This window comes from Sporofaciens musculi (assembly GCF_009830285.1).
Taxonomy (GTDB): domain Bacteria; phylum Bacillota; class Clostridia; order Lachnospirales; family Lachnospiraceae; genus Sporofaciens; species Sporofaciens musculi.
Genome location: NZ_WUQX01000001.1, coordinates 2,476,151 through 2,494,844, shown reverse-complemented (window position 1 = coordinate 2,494,844; position 18,694 = coordinate 2,476,151). Strand labels below are relative to the sequence as shown.

The following is an 18,694-nucleotide window of genomic DNA, read 5'->3' as shown; positions in this document are numbered from 1 at the left end:
AAGGGACAAAAATAAATGATGGACAGATTTTTAATTGTTACAAATGACGGAAAGGACACAAAGCAGACTGTGACCAGTGAGGTAAAAGAACTGCTTGAGGCGGCGGGGAAGGTCTGTATCCTATGCAGGAAGGATGAGAATAAAAAGATTATCAAGTCTTCTGTGCCGAATGAGGTGGACTGTGCGATTGTGATTGGAGGGGACGGAAGCCTGATTGAAGTGGCAAGGCTGTTCTGGGAGAAGGATATCCCGATTCTCGGCGTCAATATGGGAACCCTTGGGTATCTCACTGAGGTAGAGGTGGGCGGTATCGATGGAGCGGTTAATCAGCTCATATCGGGAGATTACGTGTTGGAGAGGCGGATGATGCTTGAGGGTATTTTTGAGGATGGAAGGTCAGATGTGTCCCTCAACGATATTGTGGTGTCCAGAAAAGGGGAGCTGCATATTATACATTTCCGGTTATATGTAAATGGAGAGCTTCTGAATGATTACGAGGCGGACGGGGTGGTGCTTTCTACACCTACGGGGTCCACGGCGTACAACCTGTCGGCAGGAGGCCCCATCGTTGAGCCCACAGCGTCCCTCATTGTCATAACGCCGATCTGCTCTCATGCGCTTAACACAAGGAGTATTGTGCTGTCCGCTGAGGATGAGATTGTAATTGAGATTGGACCGGGGCGTAATGGTTCTAAGGAGGAGGTATATGTTGCCTTTGACGGGGCGGATGCTGTTTCTCTTAAAACAGGTGACAAGGTGATGGTGCGAAGGTCAAATGCCTCCACTACGATGATAAAGCTGAGCAAGGTCAGCTTTTTGGAAACATTACGCGGGAAGATGAAAGGAAATTGACACCATGAAAGGGAACAGACATGCGAAGATTATTGAACTGATCCACAAGAATAATATCGAGACTCAGGAGGAGTTGGCGGACTATCTGCATCAGGAGGGATTTAATGTGACACAGGCTACGGTGTCTAGGGACATCCGTGATTTGAAGCTTACGAAGATTCCGGGGCAGAACGGGAAGCAGCGGTATGTAATCCATCAGGACGAGAGTTTTCTGAACGAAAAATATATTCGGGTATTAAAGGATGGGTTTGTTTCAATGGATATGGCACAGAATATTCTGGTTATCAAGACGGTAGCCGGAATGGCGATGGCGGTGTGTGCGTCGATTGACGCCATGAAATGGGGAGAGGTTGTAGGCAGTATTGCAGGGGACGATACGATTATGTGTGCCATTCGGAGCGTGGAGGACACGGCGAAGGTGATGGATAAGATTGGCAGGATTGTCTTATAGGAGGCGGTATGTTACAGAATTTACATGTGAAGAATCTGGCATTAATCGATGAGATTGAGGTAGAGTTTGGAGATGGACTTAATATTTTAACCGGTGAGACAGGCGCTGGAAAGTCTATTATTTTGGGCTCTGTAAACCTTGCTCTTGGAGGAAGGTACTCGAAGGATATCTTGCGCCAGGGTGCGGATTACGGCCTTGTGGAGCTGACATTTTTTGTGGAAAATGAAGCCCAGGTCCGCAAGCTAAAAGAGCTTGACATCTATCCGGAGGAAGGAATGGTACTCTTAAGCAGACGGTTAATGACAGGGAGAAGTGTCAGCCGGATTAACGGAGAGACGGTTCAAATCGGCCTTTTAAAAGAAGTGGCGCAGATTTTGATTGATATCCACGGCCAGCATGAGCACCAGTCCTTATTGTATAAGAAGAACCATCTTGGAATCGTCGATGCATTTGGGCGGGAGAAGGTGGCTGAGGCCAAGAAGAAGGTGCGAGAGGCTTATAGGGAATACAAGGCGTGTGAGAAGGAGTTAAGGGAAAACTTATCAGACGAGGCGCAGCGCGCCAAAGAGCTTTCCTTTCTTAAGTTTGAGGTGGAAGAAATTCGGGAAGCGGATTTAAAAGCCGGTGAGGACGAAGACCTGGAAGCTCTCTATCGCAGAATGTTAAACAGCAAGGAGATTGCAGAAGGCGTAGCCGAGGCTTATATTTATACCAGCGAGGGAAATGACAATGCCAGCGAGAGCCTAAGTCGGGCAATCCACGCCATCTCTGGCATTGCAAAGTATGACGACAGGGCGTCGGGGCTTTACGACCAGTTGGTGGAGATTGACAGCCTGTTAAATGATTTTAACCGTGAGCTTTCGGCTTATGGGAGTGAATGTGAATTTTCCCAGGAGGAATTCCGTGAGACGGAGAACCGTCTCAATGGAATCAACCATCTAAAGACCAAGTACGGCGATACCATCAAGAAAATTCTGGAATATGCAGCCAAACAGGAGAACCGGATTCAGATTTTAGAGGATTATGACAGGTACATGGAGGAGCTGAAAGAAAGGTCTGCTGCCTGGGAGGCAAAGGTAAAGAAGCAAGGAGAGCTTTTATCCTCGCTTCGGAAGAAGCAGGCAAAGGTGCTGGAGAAGGCCATCGAGGAGGGCTTACGGGATTTGAACTTTGAGAATGTTCAGTTTCAGATTCAGTTTTCACAGACAAAGGACTATACGGCGGAGGGGATGGACGAGGTGGAATTTATAATATCCTTAAATCCCGGACAGCCTTTAAAGCCTCTAACAAACGTGGCCTCCGGTGGCGAGCTGTCTCGTATCATGCTGGCAATCAAGTCAGTGATGGCTAAACGGGACGAGATTGAGACGCTGATTTTTGATGAGATTGACGTGGGAATCAGCGGCAGGACGGCGCAGAAGGTTTCTGAGAAGATGGCGGTAATCGGGAGAGGTCATCAGGTCATCTGCATTACCCATCTGGCCCAGATTGCAGCTATGGCGGACCATCATTTTCTGATTGAAAAGGCCACCCATGGCGGAGATACAAAAACAGAGATACGAAAACTGAATGAACAGGAGTCGGTGACGGAGTTGGCCAGGATTTTAGGCGGTGCAAAGATTACGGATACGGTGCGAAAAAGCGCTGTGGAGATGAAGGAGCTGGCGAAACAGTCCTTGTCATGATTTGGGAGGGAATGTAATGAGAACATTTTACTGTAACGGAACAATTATCACAATGAATGAGGCAAATCTATATGCAGAGGCTGTCTGCGTGGAGGATGGGCGTATCACGGCTGTAGGCCCAGAGGATGACGTGATGAAGCTTAGAACAGACGAAGACCAGGTTATTGACCTTAAGGAAAGAACCATGCTTCCGGGATTTTTGGATGCCCATTCACATTTTGTGGCTGCTGCAAATGCAATGACTCAGTGTGATTTATCATCCTGCAGCAATTTTGCTGAGATTGTGGCCGTAATGAAGATGTTTGCCCAAAAGAGGAAGCTTCCAAAGGACGCATGGATTATGGGATGTAATTATGACCAGAATTTTCTTGAGGAGAAGCAGCATCCAAATCGCTATGTGTTAGATGAGATTAGCGACACCAATCCGATCTTATTGATTCATGCTTCTTCCCATATGGGAGTGGCCAACAGTAAAGGGTTAGAGCTTTTGAACATTGATGAGCATACCAAGGACTGTCCAGGGGGAAAATACGGAAGATTAGACTCTGGCGGGATTCCGAATGGATATATGGAAGAAAAAGCGTTCCTGTCATTTCAGGAAAAAGTGCCTATGACTTCAATGGAAGAACTGATAAGTTTGATGCAGGAAGCTCAGGATATGTATGCAAGCTACGGCGTGACCACAGTTCAGGATGGAATGGTAGGAAAGCCTTTATTTCAGCTTTTTAAGCATCTGGCTGAAAATGGACTTTTGAAACTGGATGTGGTGGGATATGCGGATATTATGACCGCGCCAGATTTTAAAGAAGAAGAGCCGGCATATGCCAATCAGTATTCGGGTCATTTTAAACTGGGAGGATATAAGATTTTTCTGGATGGCTCTCCTCAGGGCAGGACTGCGTGGATGACCAGTCCCTATGAAGGAGAAAAGGATTATTGCGGATATCCGATTCATACGGACCAGGAGCTTAGGTGCTATATAGAGCTTGCTTTGGATAAGAAACAGCAGCTTTTGGCACACTGTAATGGAGACGCAGCGGCAGAACAGTATATCGCACAGTTTGAAGGAGCCTTGTCTGAGAGAAAGGAAAAAGATTTATATAGGGCGGTTATGATCCATGCACAGCTTGTGAGAAAAGACCAGCTGCAAAGAATGGCAGATATTGGAATGATACCAAGCTTTTTTGTGGCGCACACTTATTTCTGGGGAGACATCCATATCCAGAATTTTGGAGAGGAGAGAGGAAGCCAGATTTCTCCTGTAAAAAGTGCCATTGATTATGGAATGAAGTATACATTTCATCAGGATACGCCAGTGCTCGCACCGGATATGATGCGTACCGTCTGGAGTGCGGTGAACCGTGTGTCAAGAACAGGAAGGAGCATTGGAGAAAACCAGAGAGTTTCAGTGTTGGATGCTCTGAAAGCCATTACGGTTTATGGGGCCTATCAGTATTTTGAGGAGGAAGAAAAGGGTACCATAGAGTGTAAAAAGCGTGCGGATTTTGTGATACTGGATAGAAATCCTTTAAAGGTATCAAAGGAGGAATTGGCTGATATTAAGGTGGTAATGACAATCAAAGATAATGAGGTCATATACAGAAGAAAGGAAGCTGTCTATGAATAATCGTACGAAGGGGATGGCTCTTGCTATTATTACAGCAGTCATGTGGGGAATCATGGGTGTGTTTGTGAGAACCTTATCACAGTATCAGTTCACCAATCTTGAAATTTCCTTTTTTCGGTGCGCGCTGGCGGGAGTGGCTTATTTCCTGTTTTTAATTTTTACCAACCCCTCTGCCCTAAAAATCGACCTTAAGGGTATATTCATCTGCCTGGCATACGGAGCAGCAGCGTACAGTATCAGTTTTGTGAGCTACAGCGTAGCTGTTTCCAGGATACCTGTGGGCGTGGCGACGGTGCTGATGTTTATGAGTCCCATCTGGGTGGCGATTTTGGGAAGGTTCATGTTTCGGGAGAAGCTAAAAAAGAGCAAGATTATTACCATCTTTGTCTGTCTGATTGGCGCGGTGCTGGTGGCCGACTTAGTGGGAAGCGGCAATATGAGGCTTGATGGACTGGGAATTCTTGCAGGAGTCATTAATGGGGTGGGAGTTGCCCTGCAGATTCTTCTTCCCAAGTTTTTTGCCAAAGACTATGAGAGAGATACCTTGTTAGTCTATGGCTTCTTAGGCGCTGCGCTGGTTCTGCTGTTTGGCATTGACTTTAGCGCCCTCTCCGTACATATGAGCAGCACGCCGGTCTTGTCTTTACTCTGGAATCTGTTTGGAATCGGAATCCTGTGTACCATGGTTGCCAATGTGGCCTGTGTGAAATCAACCCAATATGTGGAGGCAACCACCACTAGTATTCTTTCTGCCCTGGAGGTGGTGGTAGGGACGCTGGTTGGATTTGTTATTTTTCATGAACATATGACCCTGCTGCAGATGCTGGGCGCGGTCATCATTGTTGTTGGGGCTATTGGCTCAGAAATATATCAGCCAAAATCTGAGTAAATTTTCGGGAACTGTCACATAATAAGGAAGTAAGAATTCTGAATGTGAAAGTCGAGGTTTATGAAGATGAGAAAATACTGGTATCGAAGAATCCTGATTATGATCGTTACGTTTCTGATTGCCGTGGGAGGCGGTTATTATCTGATCGAATATCAGCGAAGCAGGCTGGAGGCTGAGGTAAACGCCGCAACATCTTCGGAAAATATGGTCATTCCCGGCGGGATGCCTATTGGAATCTACTTAGAGACAGAGGGAGTCATGGTGCTTGGGACGGATTCCATTACGGCGGAGGACGGCATGGACTATGAGCCGGCGGCAAACCTTGTGAAAGCGGGAGACTATATTGTGGCTCTGAATGAACAGACAATCCATGACAAGAATGAACTTGCGGAGACGGTTAAGAAGTTGGGAAATGAGGATATTATCTTGCGGGTGCGCAGGGATGAGCAGTATATGAATATCCGAATGAAGCCTGTGCGGTTAAATGCCAGGGAGTGCAAGCTTGGAATCTGGGTGCGGGACAATGCCCAGGGACTTGGGACTGTGACATTTCTCAACACAAACAGCCGGTTCGGCGCCTTAGGCCACGGGATTCATGACGTGGATACCAATGCTTTGCTTGAGATTCACAACGGCAGAGTCTACGAGACCAGTATCCGTGATATCCAAAAAGGGCAGGACGGTACTCCCGGTGGAATGGAGGGTATTATCGTCTACAATAATTATAATGTATTGGGGAATATCACCAATAACACTGACTGCGGAATTTTTGGCACCATTGATAGAATTGACGCTTTATTTGCCGACCAAACGCCCATGGAGACGGCGGTAAAGGAGGAGATTGTGGAGGGGCCTGCAACCATCCGCTGCGCCGTGGAGGGGACGGTGAAGGATTATCAGATTCGTGTGACAAAAATCGACAAAAATACCAGTGAGGTCAACAAGGGAATTGTCATTGAAGTGACGGACAACAGGCTGCTTTCTGTGACCGGAGGAATCGTGCAGGGTATGAGCGGAAGCCCGATTATCCAGAATGGAAAGCTAATCGGCGCCGTTACCCATGTGTTTGTCCATGACGCCACCAAGGGATATGGTATATTTATAGAAGATATGATGAAAAATGTCGAATAGTAAAATAGTTGTCGATAATAGTCAAAATTTTACGACAGCAATTTCTTGTTTTTCCATGTGCCAGACTTTATAATCAAACTCGACAGTTTTTGATGTTAGGAAAGGAGGCATTGCGTAAAATGAGAGAGATAAACGTGGCTATAGCCGACGACAATGAAAGAATTCTGGACTTGCTTGGCGAAATCATAAGCAATGACGAGGAATTAAATCTGGTGGGGAAGGCTAACAACGGGGAGGACATGTATCATCTGATTAAAGAGAAGCAGCCCGACGTTGTTTTGCTTGATCTGATTATGCCCAAGATGGACGGCCTTAGCGTAATGGAAATGGTCAGCAATGACAAAGGACTTAAGAAGCATCCTGATTTTATTGTTGTTACAGCAGTGGGACAGGAACGAATTACAGAAGATGCCTTCAAGAAGGGTGCAAGCTATTACATCATGAAACCATTTAACAATGAGATGGTGCTAAACAGGATTAAACATGCCAACCAGGTAATCCGGCATGAACTAAAGCCCCAGGCTTCGGCTGTCGGCGCGGTGATGGATAACCGGTCTGAGCCGAACCTGGAGGGGCGGGTGACAGACATGATTCATGAAATAGGAATTCCTGCGCACATCAAAGGTTATCACTATCTCAGGGATGCGATTATCATGGCGGTGGAGGACATGGACGTACTTAACGCCATCACCAAGGTATTGTATCCCACAGTGGCGAAAAAACATCAGACAACGGCAAGTCGGGTGGAGCGTGCAATCCGTCATGCCATAGAAGTAGCATGGAGTAGAGGAAAACTAGATACGCTGGACGACCTGTTTGGGTACACGGTCAGTAACGGGAAAGGAAAACCGACCAACTCAGAGTTTATTGCGTTGATTGCAGACACCATAAGATTAGAATATAAAAACAGATAAATACTTTTCTTCTGAGCAAAAGTAGGGTATAATAGGAATATATATGTGAGGTTTGGAGGAAAAGAGTATGAAAAAAATACTATTTGCAGCATCAGAATCAGTACCATTTATTAAGACAGGAGGACTTGCGGATGTTGTCGGTTCTCTGCCGAAATATTTTGATAAGGATAAATACGATGTCCGTGTCATGCTGCCAAAATACATGTGCATGAAGGAAGAATGGAAAGGAAAACTCGCTTACCATACGCATTTCTATATGGATTTGAACTGGAGAAAGCAGTATGTAGGCGTACTGACATACGAACACGAGGGAATTACATTCTATTTTATAGATAACGAGTATTATTTTAACGGCTTTGCACCTTATGGAGATATGTATGCTGATATCGAGAAGTTTGCGTTCTTCTCCAAGGCAGTGTTAAGCGCTTTGCCGGTGATTGATTTCCGTCCGGATATCATCCACTGCCACGATTGGCAGACAGGACTGATTCCTATCTATCTTGACAATTTCCGGTTTGGAACCGAGTATTACCGCGGAATTAAGACAATTATGACCATACATAACTTAAAGTTCCAGGGAACCTGGGATACCAAGAGAGTCCGTGACATTACAGGTCTGCCCCAGTATTACTTCGTACCGGACAAGCTAGAGGCGTACAAGGATGCCAACTACTTAAAGGGAGGCATCGTCTATGCCGACAGAGTTACTACGGTTAGTAATTCCTATGCTGAGGAGATTAAGATGCCGTTCTACGGCGAGAAGCTGGACGGGCTTATGAATGCCAAGGCCAACTGTCTCTCCGGTATCGTCAACGGTATCGACTATGACGACTATAATCCTGCCACAGACCCGCATATCGAGAAGAATTATGATATCGATAATTTCCGTAAGGAGAAGGTGAAGAACAAGCTGGCGCTTCAGAGGGAGCTGAATCTGAATCAGGATACTCATACCATGATGATTGGTATTGTGTCCAGGCTTACGGACCAGAAGGGCTTTGACTTGGTTGCCTATGTGATGGATGAGCTTTGCCAGGATGCCATTCAGATTGTGGTGCTCGGCACAGGTGAGGAGAAGTATGAGAACATGTTCCGTCATTTTGAATGGAAGTATCAGGGAAAGGTGTCTGCCAACATTTATTATTCAGACCCATTGTCCCATAGAATCTATGCTTCCTGCGACGCCTTTTTTGATGCCGTCTCTGTTTGAGCCTTGCGGATTGAGCCAGTTGATGAGCTTAAGATACGGCACCCTTCCGATTGTAAGGGAGACGGGTGGACTTAAGGATACGGTTGAGCCATACAATGAATACGAGAAGACGGGTACAGGCTTTAGCTTTACGAATTATAATGCCCATGAGATGATGGCAACGGTTCGTTATGCTGAGAGGATTTATTACGACAGAAAACGGGACTGGAATAAGATGGTGGAACGCGCTATGAGCCAGGATTTCTCATGGGGGAATTCTGCGAAGCAGTATGAGGCTCTCTACGACAGCATGTAGGAGACGCAGTGTTTATGAAGGAAAGATAACTATGAAGATTCGAGATATACTTAAGAGTGAAGAACCGCATATTTCCTTTGAGGTATTTCCGCCAAAGACCGACGCGGGATATGACAGCGTGCTTAGCGCTACGAGGAAGATTGCGGCGTTGAAGCCGTCGTTTATCAGCGTGACTTATGGCGCAGGCGGCGGCACCAGCAAGAATACCGTCAGTATTGCCACCCAGATTGAGAAGGATTTTGGCGTGACGAGCCTGGCACATTTAACCTGTGTTTCCTCCACAAAGGAGGAGGTCCATAGGGTTATAGACCAGTTGAAGGAGAATCAGATTGAGAATATCCTGGCCCTCAGGGGAGATATTCCTTCAGAGAGTGAGTTCCCGCTGCCAAGCCATTATCGCTATGCCAGTGAGCTGATTGAGGATATCCGTAAGCAGGGGGAGTTCTGTATCGGCGCCGCCTGTTATCCGGAGGGCCATGTAGAGACAGAGCATAAGAAGGATGACATCCGGAATTTGAAGCATAAAGTTGACTGCGGAGTGGATTTTTTGACCACCCAGATGTTTTTTGATAACAATATCCTCTATAATTTCCTGTATCGAATCCGTGAAAAAGGCATTACGGTTCCGGTGCTTCCAGGAATCATGCCGGTTACCAACAAGAAGCAGATTGCAAGGATTGGCGGCCTGTCGGGAACCATTCTGCCGGAGAGGTTTCGGGCAATCGTTGACCGGTTCGGTGATGATCCTGGGGCAATGCAGCAGGCAGGGATTGCATATGCTACTGACCAGATTATAGATTTGATTGCAAACGGTGTGAATCATATTCATGTATATTCCATGAACAAGCCGGAGGTTGCCGAGGCAATCATGAGGAACCTGTCAGAGATTGTAGCATAATAAGAGCTTTTTCAATATGGTTTCAGATTCATAAAGAAGGAAAACGTATGGATGTAAGAACAAAAGAGGCAGTTCGTTACTTAGGATACGGAAACCATGCGATAGATGGCCGTACGCTTGCGCTAATCTCCAGTTCTTTTAGGGAATTGGAGGAGGCGGCAGGCAGACGGAGCATTTATCGCATTTTTGACGTGTCCATGGAAGATGAGGGCTGTCTGTCTATCGGAACATTAAAGATCAAAAGCAGGAATCTTTCAAGGAATTTAAAAAGCTGTGAGAAAGCCTTCATCCTTGGCGCGACCCTTGGAGTGGGTGTAGATACCCTTCTTCGCAGGTATACGCTTACCGATATGGCAAGAGTTGTGATTCTGCAGGCATGCGCAGCAGCCATGCTGGAAGAATATCTGGATTGCTGCCAGGAGAAGCTGCGAAGGGAGGAGGAAGAAAATGGGTACTACTTAAGGCCCAGATTCAGTCCTGGTTACGGGGATTTCTCTATTCTTCATCAGGAGCAGATTCTCCGTATGCTGGACGCGCCAAAGAGGATTGGTTTATCCATGACTGAGGGTAATATGCTAACCCCCACAAAATCAGTGACGGCTGTAATCGGACTGAGTAAAATGAATATTCCCTGTCATGTGCAGGGCTGTGAATCCTGCGATAAAATTGACTGTAATTACCGCCGCATTTAAATATGAAGCATTTTAAGGATAAGGTAGATGATATGATACGAAAACGTTTAGGAAAAGACCTGTTATATTTTGACGGAGGTATGGGCACCCTCCTTCAATCGAAAGGACTCAAGGCGGGAGAGCTTCCCGAAACATGGAATCTGACCCACCCCGACGAGATTATTGACATCCATCGCCAATATTTTGAAGCCGGCAGCGATATTGTCCTGACCAATACATTTGGTGCAAATGCCTTGAAATTTCATGGCTCCCAATACTGTTTAAAGGAGATTGTAGAAGCTGCCGTAGCAAACGCAAAGAAGGCGGCAGCCCTTGGCGTGCACGATGAAAGGCGGACCTATATTGCCTTTGATGTAGGCCCTACCGGTAAACTATTAAAGCCTATGGGAGATTTGGAATTTGAAGATGCATATAAGGCATTTGGTCAGGTCATGGGCTACGGAGAGGCTGCCGGTGCGGATTTTATTCATATTGAAACTATGAGCGACACCTATGAAGTGAAGGCAGCGGTATTGGCTGCCAAGGAGAATACAAGCCTTCCAGTCACTGTTACCATGATATTTGACGAGAAGGGGAAACTTCTGACAGGCGGGGATGTGCCTGCGGTGGTGGCCATGCTAGAGGGGCTCCGTGTGGACGCCCTGGGGATTAACTGTGGCTTAGGACCCAGCCAGATGCTTCCGGTGCTAAGACAAATTATGGAGTACACCTCCATACCTGTTATTGTAAAGCCTAACGCGGGGCTTCCAAAACAGAAAAATGGGGAGGTGTATTATGATGTAGCGCCAGAGGAATTTGCAGAAACCATGGGGGAGATTCTGAAGCTTGGCGCGTGTGCCGTTGGAGGCTGCTGCGGAACTACGCCAGACCATATCCGCGCCATGGTAGCGATGGCGGGTAGACGGTCTCCCAAGCCTCCTGTGGTAAAAGAGGATACCATTGTTTCCTCTTATGGCAGGGCAGTTGTGTTGAACCGAAAGCCTGTGATTATCGGTGAACGGATTAATCCAACAGGAAAGAAGAAGTTTAAACAGGCGTTAAAAGACCATGATATGGATTATATTTTAAGGGAGGGTGTCACCCAGCAGGATAAAGGCGCCCATATCCTTGACGTCAATGTAGGGCTTCCGGATATTGACGAGGTGTCTATGATGAGGGAGGCCGTAACGGAATTGCAGAGCGTGACAAGCCTTCCTTTGCAGATTGATACTGTGGATATCCGTGCCATGGAAAGCGCTATGCGTATCTATAATGGAAAGCCCATGATTAATTCTGTTAATGGAAAGCAGGAGGTTATGGATGCTGTTTTCCCCTTGATACAAAGATACGGCGGCGCAGTTGTGGCCCTTACCATCGACGAGGAGGGAATCCCAAAGACTGCGAAAGGTCGATGCCGCATTGCTGGAAGGATAATAGAAGAAGCGGCGAAATACGGGATTGCAAAGAAGGATATCGTAGTGGATGTGCTTGCCATGACAATCAGCTCAGAGCCGGAGGGTGCCAAGACTACCCTTGACGCGCTAAGAATGGTTCGTGAAGCCTATGGTGTTTGTACGGTGTTAGGTGTTTCCAACATTTCCTTTGGTCTTCCCTGCCGTCCTGTGATTAACGCTAATTTCTATACCATGGCGCTGCATAGTGGATTGAGCGCAGGAATTATTAACCCTTCCTCTGAGGATATGATGCGCTCCTATGACTCCTTCTGTGCATTGATGGGCTATGACCCAAATTGTGAAGCCTATATCCGCAAATATGGCGCCTTTACTCATGAAAATTTATCTAACCCTTCCCAAGACAGCGGCCTTACGTTAAGAGTTGCTATTGAAAAGGGATTAAAAGAGGAAGCCCACCATAAAGCATTGGAGCTTCTAAAGACCCAGGAGCCTCTTGAAATTATCAACCGGTATTTGATTCCGGCATTGGATGAGGTGGGGAAGGGCTTCGAGAAAGGGACTGTGTTTCTTCCCCAGCTTCTTATGAGCGCAGATGCTGCTAAGATTGCATTTGCTGTGCTTAAGGATTCTCTTGCACAGAAGGGCGGACAGGTAAAGAACAAAGTAATCCTTGCAACAGTGAAGGGGGATATTCATGATATTGGGAAAAATATTGTAAAGGTGCTGCTTGAGAATTACAGCTTTGACGTAATTGATTTGGGAAAGGATGTTTCGCCGGAGACGATTGTAAAATGTGCTGTCATGGAGGAGGTCCGTTTGGTGGGCCTAAGCGCGCTGATGACCACCACGGTTGTAAGTATGGAGGACACGATAAAACTGTTAAGACAGCAAAAACCAGATTGTAAGGTAATGGTGGGCGGCGCTGTGCTGAATCAGGAGTATGCAGATATGATTGGGGCGGATTTCTATGGAAAGGACGCTATGCAATCTGTTTATTATGCGCAGAAAATATTTGCAAAAGAAAGTTAAACTATGAAAGGAAGAAAAGACATGTCTTTAATATTACCAGAAAATTATGATCCAAGGCTCAGTGTCCGTGAGACGCAAGAAGCCATTAAGTATATTCGTGACACATTCCAGAAGGAGTTTGGGAAAGAGATGAATCTGGAGAGAATCTCAGCCCCGCTGTTTGTGGAGAAAAGCAGCGGTTTGAATGACGACTTAAACGGGGTGGAGCGTCCGGTTAAATTTGATATTGCCGGAATTCCGGATGAGACGGTAGAAGTGGTGCATTCTCTTGCCAAGTGGAAGCGTATGGCGCTGCATGAATACGGCTTTTTGCCAGGAGAAGGGCTGTACACGAATATGAATGCCATCCGCCGCGATGAGGAGCTGGATAATCTTCATTCCTGTTATGTGGACCAGTGGGATTGGGAAAAGGTAATTACGAAGGAGGAACGGACAGAAGAAACGCTAAAAGAGACTGTCCGCAATATTTTCAAGATTATCAAGCATATGCAGCATGAGGTGTGGTACAAATATCCGGATGCTGCCAAGAAGCTTCCAGCGGATGTAACCTTTATCACCTCCCAGGAGTTGGAGGACCGTTATCCGGACAAGACGCCAAAGGAGAGGGAGAACCTGATTACAAAGGAGTATGGTTGTGTATTCCTGATGAAGATTGGGGATAAGCTTGCAAGCGGCAAGCCTCACGACGGGCGGGCGCCGGACTATGACGACTGGCAGTTGAACGGGGATATCCTGTTCTGGTTTGAGCATCTAAAAAGCGCCCTAGAGATCTCTAGTATGGGAATTCGGGTGGATGAGAAATCTCTGGAGGAGCAGCTACAAAAGGCAGGCTGTGAGGAGCGTAAAGAACTTCCCTATCACCAGATGTTGTTAAGGGGAGAGCTTCCATACACTATTGGCGGCGGAATCGGACAGTCAAGGCTTTGTATGCTGCTTTTGGACCGCGCCCATGTGGGGGAGGTTCAGGCAAGCCTTTGGCCCAAGGAGATGCGGGAAACCTGTAAAAAGCATAATATTTTCCTGTTGTAAAGGTTAATAGATTGTTTCAAATATAGAACATTGGAATTGGTTGACAATTATTTAACAATCAAGTATATTTATATCAGATAACAAAAATCTACATATAGTTTAGGAGGAATTGTCTGTATGATAAGAGGATTGGATACCACAGTCAGAAGGATCAGAAGAACCGTATTTGAGGAGGTAGCAAGGCTTGGTTTTAAAGCAGATGCCGATACTTTGCTTAATGACATGGAAGAAATTCCGTACAAGATTGTGAATGAAGATACTATGAAGTACCGCGAGAGCGTTTACCGTGCTCGTGCAGTCGTAAGAGAGCGTTTAAGGCTTGCGATGGGACTTTCTTTAAGACCAGAGAATAAGCCGGTCCACCTGACAATGGGTGTGGAGGCCAGCAACATTTCCGATAAATATTATGAGCCGCCGCTTATGCAGGTCATCCCGTCCGCATGCGAAGGGTGTGAGGAGAAGGGCTACGAGGTGAGCAACGTCTGTAAGGGATGTCTGGCCCATCCTTGTATGGAGGTCTGTCCAAAAGGCGCCATTTCCATGGTAAATGGTCGTTCCTACATAGATCAGTCAAAATGTATTAAGTGTGGAAAATGTAAAGCTGCCTGTCCCTATGACGCCATCTCTAAGAAGGAGCGTCCCTGCGCAAAAGCCTGTGGGGTGGGAGCGATTGAGACAGACAGGCATGGCAGGGCTGTAATTAATAATGAGAAATGTGTTTCCTGCGGTATGTGTATGGTAAGCTGCCCCTTCGGCGCTATTTCCGATAAATCACAGATTTTCCAGCTTGCAAGGGCATTGTCAGAAGGCGACCAGATTATTGCCGAGATTGCGCCTGCATTTGCCGGACAGTTCGGCGACAATATCACTCCGAGAAATCTAAAAGCAGCTCTTCAGGAGCTTGGGTTCTCCGAATTCTATGAGGTTGCCTTGGGAGCGGACATAGGAGCCATCGCGGAGGCGCACCATTATGTAAATAAGGTGACAACAGGAGAGCTTCCGTTCCTTCTAACCTCCTGCTGTCCGTCCTGGGCCATGCTTGCTAAGAAGTATTTTCCGGATTTGGTAGAGCAGGTGTCTCAGGAGCTGACCCCCATGGTTGCCACGGCACGTACCATTAAGAAGGAGCATCCCAATGCAAAGGTGGTGTTCATCGGACCATGTGCGGCCAAGAAGCTGGAGGCTATGCGAAGAACGGTCAGAAGTGATGTGGATTTTGTCATTACCTTTGAAGAACTTCAGGCCATGTTCGATGCAAAGGATATTGACTTGAGTAAGTATGAGGCGGAATCCTCCTTCCACAATGCCACAGGAGCAGGACGCGGGTACGCCTATGCAGGCGGTGTGGCGAACGCCATCGAGAACTGTGTCAAGGAATACTATCCGGGTGTGGATGTTAAGATTGCCCATGCAGAAGGGCTTGCAGAATGTAAGAAGATTCTTTCTCTCGCCAAGGTGGGCCGCATGAACGGCTGCTTGATTGAAGGAATGGGTTGTCCGGGAGGCTGTGTGGCTGGAGCCGGAACCAATCTTCAGGTAGACAAGGCGAAGAAAAAGGTTCAGGAGCTGGTGGCAGGGTCTACGAAAAAGCTGCCGCCAAAGGAGCTTGAAGAGATTGAATTAAAATAATTGTACGAGATTTTTAGACATTTATACAAATTTCCTCTTGTCAATATGGTATGGACGAGAGTATAATAAGAATTGTAGCAGTATGTCAAGATTGATAACACCAATATTTATCGAGGTAGTTTATTGTCGGAGCCTTTTTGTTTTTATGTATTCTGCCCGATAGATTTTGATAAGGGAGGTGGAGAAGTATGGAGTTTAAGAGTGGTTTTTGGGGTCGATTGTTTGGTTTCAAAAGGACAGAGCGGGATGGGGAACATGCTCAGGAACAATCCCAAGAACAATCGTTACCGGATCTGGAACCAATACAGGGAGATCAGACGGTACCTTTGTCAGAGCCCCAGCCTGAACCTGACATAAATCAACTGATATTATCCCATGAGCATCCGTTTATCCTGTTATATGAGAAATGGAGAGAGCAGGTGGGATATGCACCGCTCCCACATCTGCGGTTGGATTACGGAGATGACGACGGGCCTGTGGATGAGAATCTGGAAAAAGAGTTGTCACGGCTTCGCAGAGCGATTACGGCCGTAGCTGCTGACCGTCTGTCACAGATTCCCAAGGAGCCGGAGCCAGAGTCGCCTTCCGAGGAGGAGTCTGAGGCAAAGGAAGATGGGGAGGAGGAAGTGGAAGAAGAACCACCATTCCAACTGGATGCACAGCCTCTTATTTATGTTACCGTTGATCAGTTGGCCGCATGGCTTGTTGTGTTTCCGCCTATAGGAGAAGGAAGGGAACTGGATAAGGAGATGCTGGACGGGATTCTGAAGGAGAGCGGCGTTTCCTATGGACTGAATACGGAGCTTTTAGATGCGCTGCCTGACGCACAAGACCGGTACTTCCATCTGTTCCTGATTGCGCGGGGCAGGGCGGTCGTTCATGGGAAGGACGGCTATATTGAAGACTTCTTCAAGCGTAATGTCAGAAAGAAGTTTGAGGAGGATGAGCACGGCAGGGTGGATTATTTCCACTTGAATATTGTCCAGAATGTGGAAAAGGGGCAGCCCATCTGTCAGATTGTGCCTCCCGTGCCCGGAGTTGCGGGAAGAACGGTATTGGACGAGGAGATTACGTGCAAGGAAGGAAAGACACCGAGTCTTCCTAAAGGACGTAATACTGAGGCCAGTGAGGATGGAATGCAGCTTCTGGCGGTTAAGGCGGGGCGTGTGGAATTCAGCGGACGCAGCTTTGTGGTTAAGTCTGTTCTGGAGATTAGCGGGAATGTAGACTTTTCTACTGGTAATATTAATTTTGTGGGCGATGTACATATTCATGGTGATGTAGGCAGCGGATTTTCGGTTCGTACAATCGGGAATGTTACCATTGACGGAGTCGTGGAGGCTGCCGAGATTGAAGCGGGCGGCGACCTGATTGTAGCCAAGGGAATTCTGGGTGATTCCAGGGCAATGATTCGAGCGCACCATGATGTTTACGCAAAGTATATGGAGAACTGTACGGTTCACTGTCGGGGAAGCCTGCAGACAGATTGTATTGTAAACTGCGACGTATATTGTGACGGTGAGGTGAATGTCCGCAGCGGAAGAGGAACAATTATCGGCGGACGAATTCGAGCGGCCCAGGGGGTAGACGCCAAGGTTGTCGGCTCAAAATCAGAAAGTGTTACTTCTATATTTTTGGGGGGACAGCCCTTTGCGGATTTCGAGAGGGAGACCCTGTTACTGAACATTAAAAAGCAGGAGGCTGAACTTGAAAAGCTTGAACGCCAGCCAGACAGTCCCACAAGAACCCAGCGTATGGGTAAGCTTCGGTTGGATTTGTCCATTGGTCGGATGAAGCTTAGCCAGTTTGATAAAGAGCTTAAGAAGATTAAGGAAAAGCTGGAGGAGCAGGGTGGATGCAGGCTTAAGTGCAGCATTGCCTATCCGGGAGTGGCGCTTACCATCGGGGATCTGACGATGCCATTGGCTAAGGAGACCAGTATGGTGGATGCAAGGCTGGTGGGCGGAGAGATTTGTCTATTGTAGCTCCTGTACTATACGAAAGGGGGATTTACTTGGATACTGTAGTACCCCAGGAGGGATTGAAAGAAATTTTTGATCAGATTACCCGCGGCGTGACGCAGCAGGCAGCCGGAATATCGCTTAAGCAGGGCAATGTCAAGCCGACGGGTGAGATGTATACAGTATATGCGACTTTTGAACGGGGACTCCGCACAAGTGTGTCAATGTGTGCGGAGGCGTCCTTGTTTGCCCGGTTGACAAAGTATATGATGCAGGAAGAAGAAATTACACATCAGGATGTAGAAGATTTTTCAAAAGAGTATTTTAATATGTTGTGCGGACAGATTGCAGCGCGGCTGTACCAGGTAACGAAGGTGGCTTCCCGTTTTGGGATCCCGTCGTTTCATCAGGGACGTTATGTACCGGAGGGGTGTGGCGAGCATTTTGAGCTTGTGTATACCAGCGACGGTAATGAGAATGCAGAGCTGACCTGTCTTGAGCCGAAGGAAAAGTAGGCGTTTTTTTTGCAACATAATATGGAACATGATAATAAGCTTTAAGAAGGAGGCATCTTATGGGAAAGCGACTCATGGTGGTGGATGATTCCCGAGTAATTGAAATGCAGATGCAGAAGCTACTGGCGGGCACAGATTATGAGATTGTAGCTTACTGTCGGGATGGAGAGGAGGCTATCGACCGGTACGGCGAGGTGGATCCGGACCTGGTGACGATGGATATTATTATGCCCGGAATAGACGGCCTGGAGACGGCTGAAGCAATTTTGAAGGATTATCCCTTTGCCAGAATTGTGATGGTATCTTCCCTGGCGTATGACGATACGATTAACGAAGCGGATAATATTGGTGTAAAAGCATTCGTGTACAAGCCGCTGGAACGGGAGATGTTGTTGGAGGCTTTTGAGAAAGCAATGGCACAGTCATAAAAGAGAAGCAGGTGGAACATTGACAAACCGCCTGCTTCTCTTTATAATTATTTCTTAGAGTCTGG

At 47.0% G+C, this 18,694-nt stretch carries 15 protein-coding genes and 1 pseudogene; all 16 read left to right on the top strand.

The window, feature by feature from the left end; all coding sequences use genetic code 11:
• The first annotated feature begins 18 nt into the window (after positions 1-18).
• The 16 genes and pseudogenes from GN277_RS12405 to GN277_RS12330 all read left to right on the top strand — a co-directional run bounded on the left by GN277_RS12405 (position 19) and on the right by GN277_RS12330 (position 18,629).
• Positions 19-852, top strand: coding sequence for an NAD(+)/NADH kinase (locus tag GN277_RS12405; protein ID WP_159756706.1), 834 nt, complete (start codon positions 19-21; stop codon positions 850-852).
• A gap of 4 nt (positions 853-856) precedes the next feature.
• On the top strand, positions 857-1,303 hold the full coding sequence (argR, locus tag GN277_RS12400; RefSeq protein ID WP_159751329.1) for an arginine repressor: 447 nt from the start codon (positions 857-859) through the stop codon (positions 1,301-1,303).
• Between the two features lie 8 nt (positions 1,304-1,311).
• Positions 1,312-2,988, top strand: coding sequence for a DNA repair protein RecN (gene recN, locus GN277_RS12395; protein WP_159751328.1), 1,677 nt, complete (start codon positions 1,312-1,314; stop codon positions 2,986-2,988).
• A gap of 16 nt (positions 2,989-3,004) precedes the next feature.
• Entirely contained in the window at positions 3,005-4,615 is a 1,611-nt protein-coding gene (locus tag GN277_RS12390) for an amidohydrolase (protein ID WP_159751327.1), read from the top strand.
• Positions 4,608-5,504: a DMT family transporter gene (locus GN277_RS12385; protein WP_159751326.1), complete on the top strand. Its 897-nt coding sequence runs from the start codon at positions 4,608-4,610 to the stop codon at positions 5,502-5,504. Before GN277_RS12390 ends, GN277_RS12385 begins: the two co-directional genes overlap by 8 nt.
• A gap of 66 nt (positions 5,505-5,570) precedes the next feature.
• Positions 5,571-6,635 (top strand): SpoIVB peptidase, encoded by a 1,065-nt coding sequence (gene spoIVB, locus GN277_RS12380; protein ID WP_159756704.1) that lies wholly within the window; start codon positions 5,571-5,573, stop codon positions 6,633-6,635.
• 119 nt (positions 6,636-6,754) lie between these two features.
• Entirely contained in the window at positions 6,755-7,549 is a 795-nt protein-coding gene (gene spo0A / locus GN277_RS12375; protein WP_159751325.1) for a sporulation transcription factor Spo0A, read from the top strand.
• A 67-nt stretch (positions 7,550-7,616) separates the two neighbouring features.
• A pseudogene (glgA, locus tag GN277_RS12370) lies at positions 7,617-9,054 on the top strand (glycogen synthase GlgA).
• 31 nt (positions 9,055-9,085) lie between these two features.
• Positions 9,086-9,952 (top strand): methylenetetrahydrofolate reductase [NAD(P)H], encoded by an 867-nt coding sequence (metF, locus tag GN277_RS12365; RefSeq protein ID WP_159751324.1) that lies wholly within the window; start codon positions 9,086-9,088, stop codon positions 9,950-9,952.
• Positions 9,953-9,999: 47 nt separating this feature from the next.
• On the top strand, positions 10,000-10,644 hold the full coding sequence (locus GN277_RS12360) for a vitamin B12 dependent-methionine synthase activation domain-containing protein (RefSeq protein ID WP_159751323.1): 645 nt from the start codon (positions 10,000-10,002) through the stop codon (positions 10,642-10,644).
• 32 nt (positions 10,645-10,676) lie between these two features.
• The gene (locus GN277_RS12355; RefSeq protein WP_159756702.1) at positions 10,677-13,067 is read left to right on the top strand and encodes a homocysteine S-methyltransferase family protein; all 2,391 of its coding nucleotides are present in this window, start codon (positions 10,677-10,679) and stop codon (positions 13,065-13,067) included.
• 21 nt (positions 13,068-13,088) lie between these two features.
• Complete coding sequence (asnA, locus tag GN277_RS12350; protein WP_159751322.1) at positions 13,089-14,096, top strand: aspartate--ammonia ligase; 1,008 nt, start codon at positions 13,089-13,091, stop codon at positions 14,094-14,096.
• 117 nt (positions 14,097-14,213) lie between these two features.
• Positions 14,214-15,725 carry a 4Fe-4S dicluster domain-containing protein gene (locus tag GN277_RS12345; protein ID WP_159751321.1) on the top strand — a complete coding sequence of 504 codons (1,512 nt, stop codon included), beginning with the start codon at positions 14,214-14,216 and terminating at the stop codon, positions 15,723-15,725.
• A gap of 188 nt (positions 15,726-15,913) precedes the next feature.
• Complete coding sequence (locus GN277_RS12340; protein ID WP_159751320.1) at positions 15,914-17,710, top strand: DUF342 domain-containing protein; 1,797 nt, start codon at positions 15,914-15,916, stop codon at positions 17,708-17,710.
• Between the two features lie 29 nt (positions 17,711-17,739).
• Positions 17,740-18,201 (top strand): chemotaxis protein CheX, encoded by a 462-nt coding sequence (locus GN277_RS12335; RefSeq protein ID WP_159751319.1) that lies wholly within the window; start codon positions 17,740-17,742, stop codon positions 18,199-18,201.
• Between the two features lie 59 nt (positions 18,202-18,260).
• Complete coding sequence (locus GN277_RS12330) at positions 18,261-18,629, top strand: response regulator (RefSeq protein WP_159751318.1); 369 nt, start codon at positions 18,261-18,263, stop codon at positions 18,627-18,629.
• Positions 18,630-18,694: the final 65 nt, after the last annotated feature.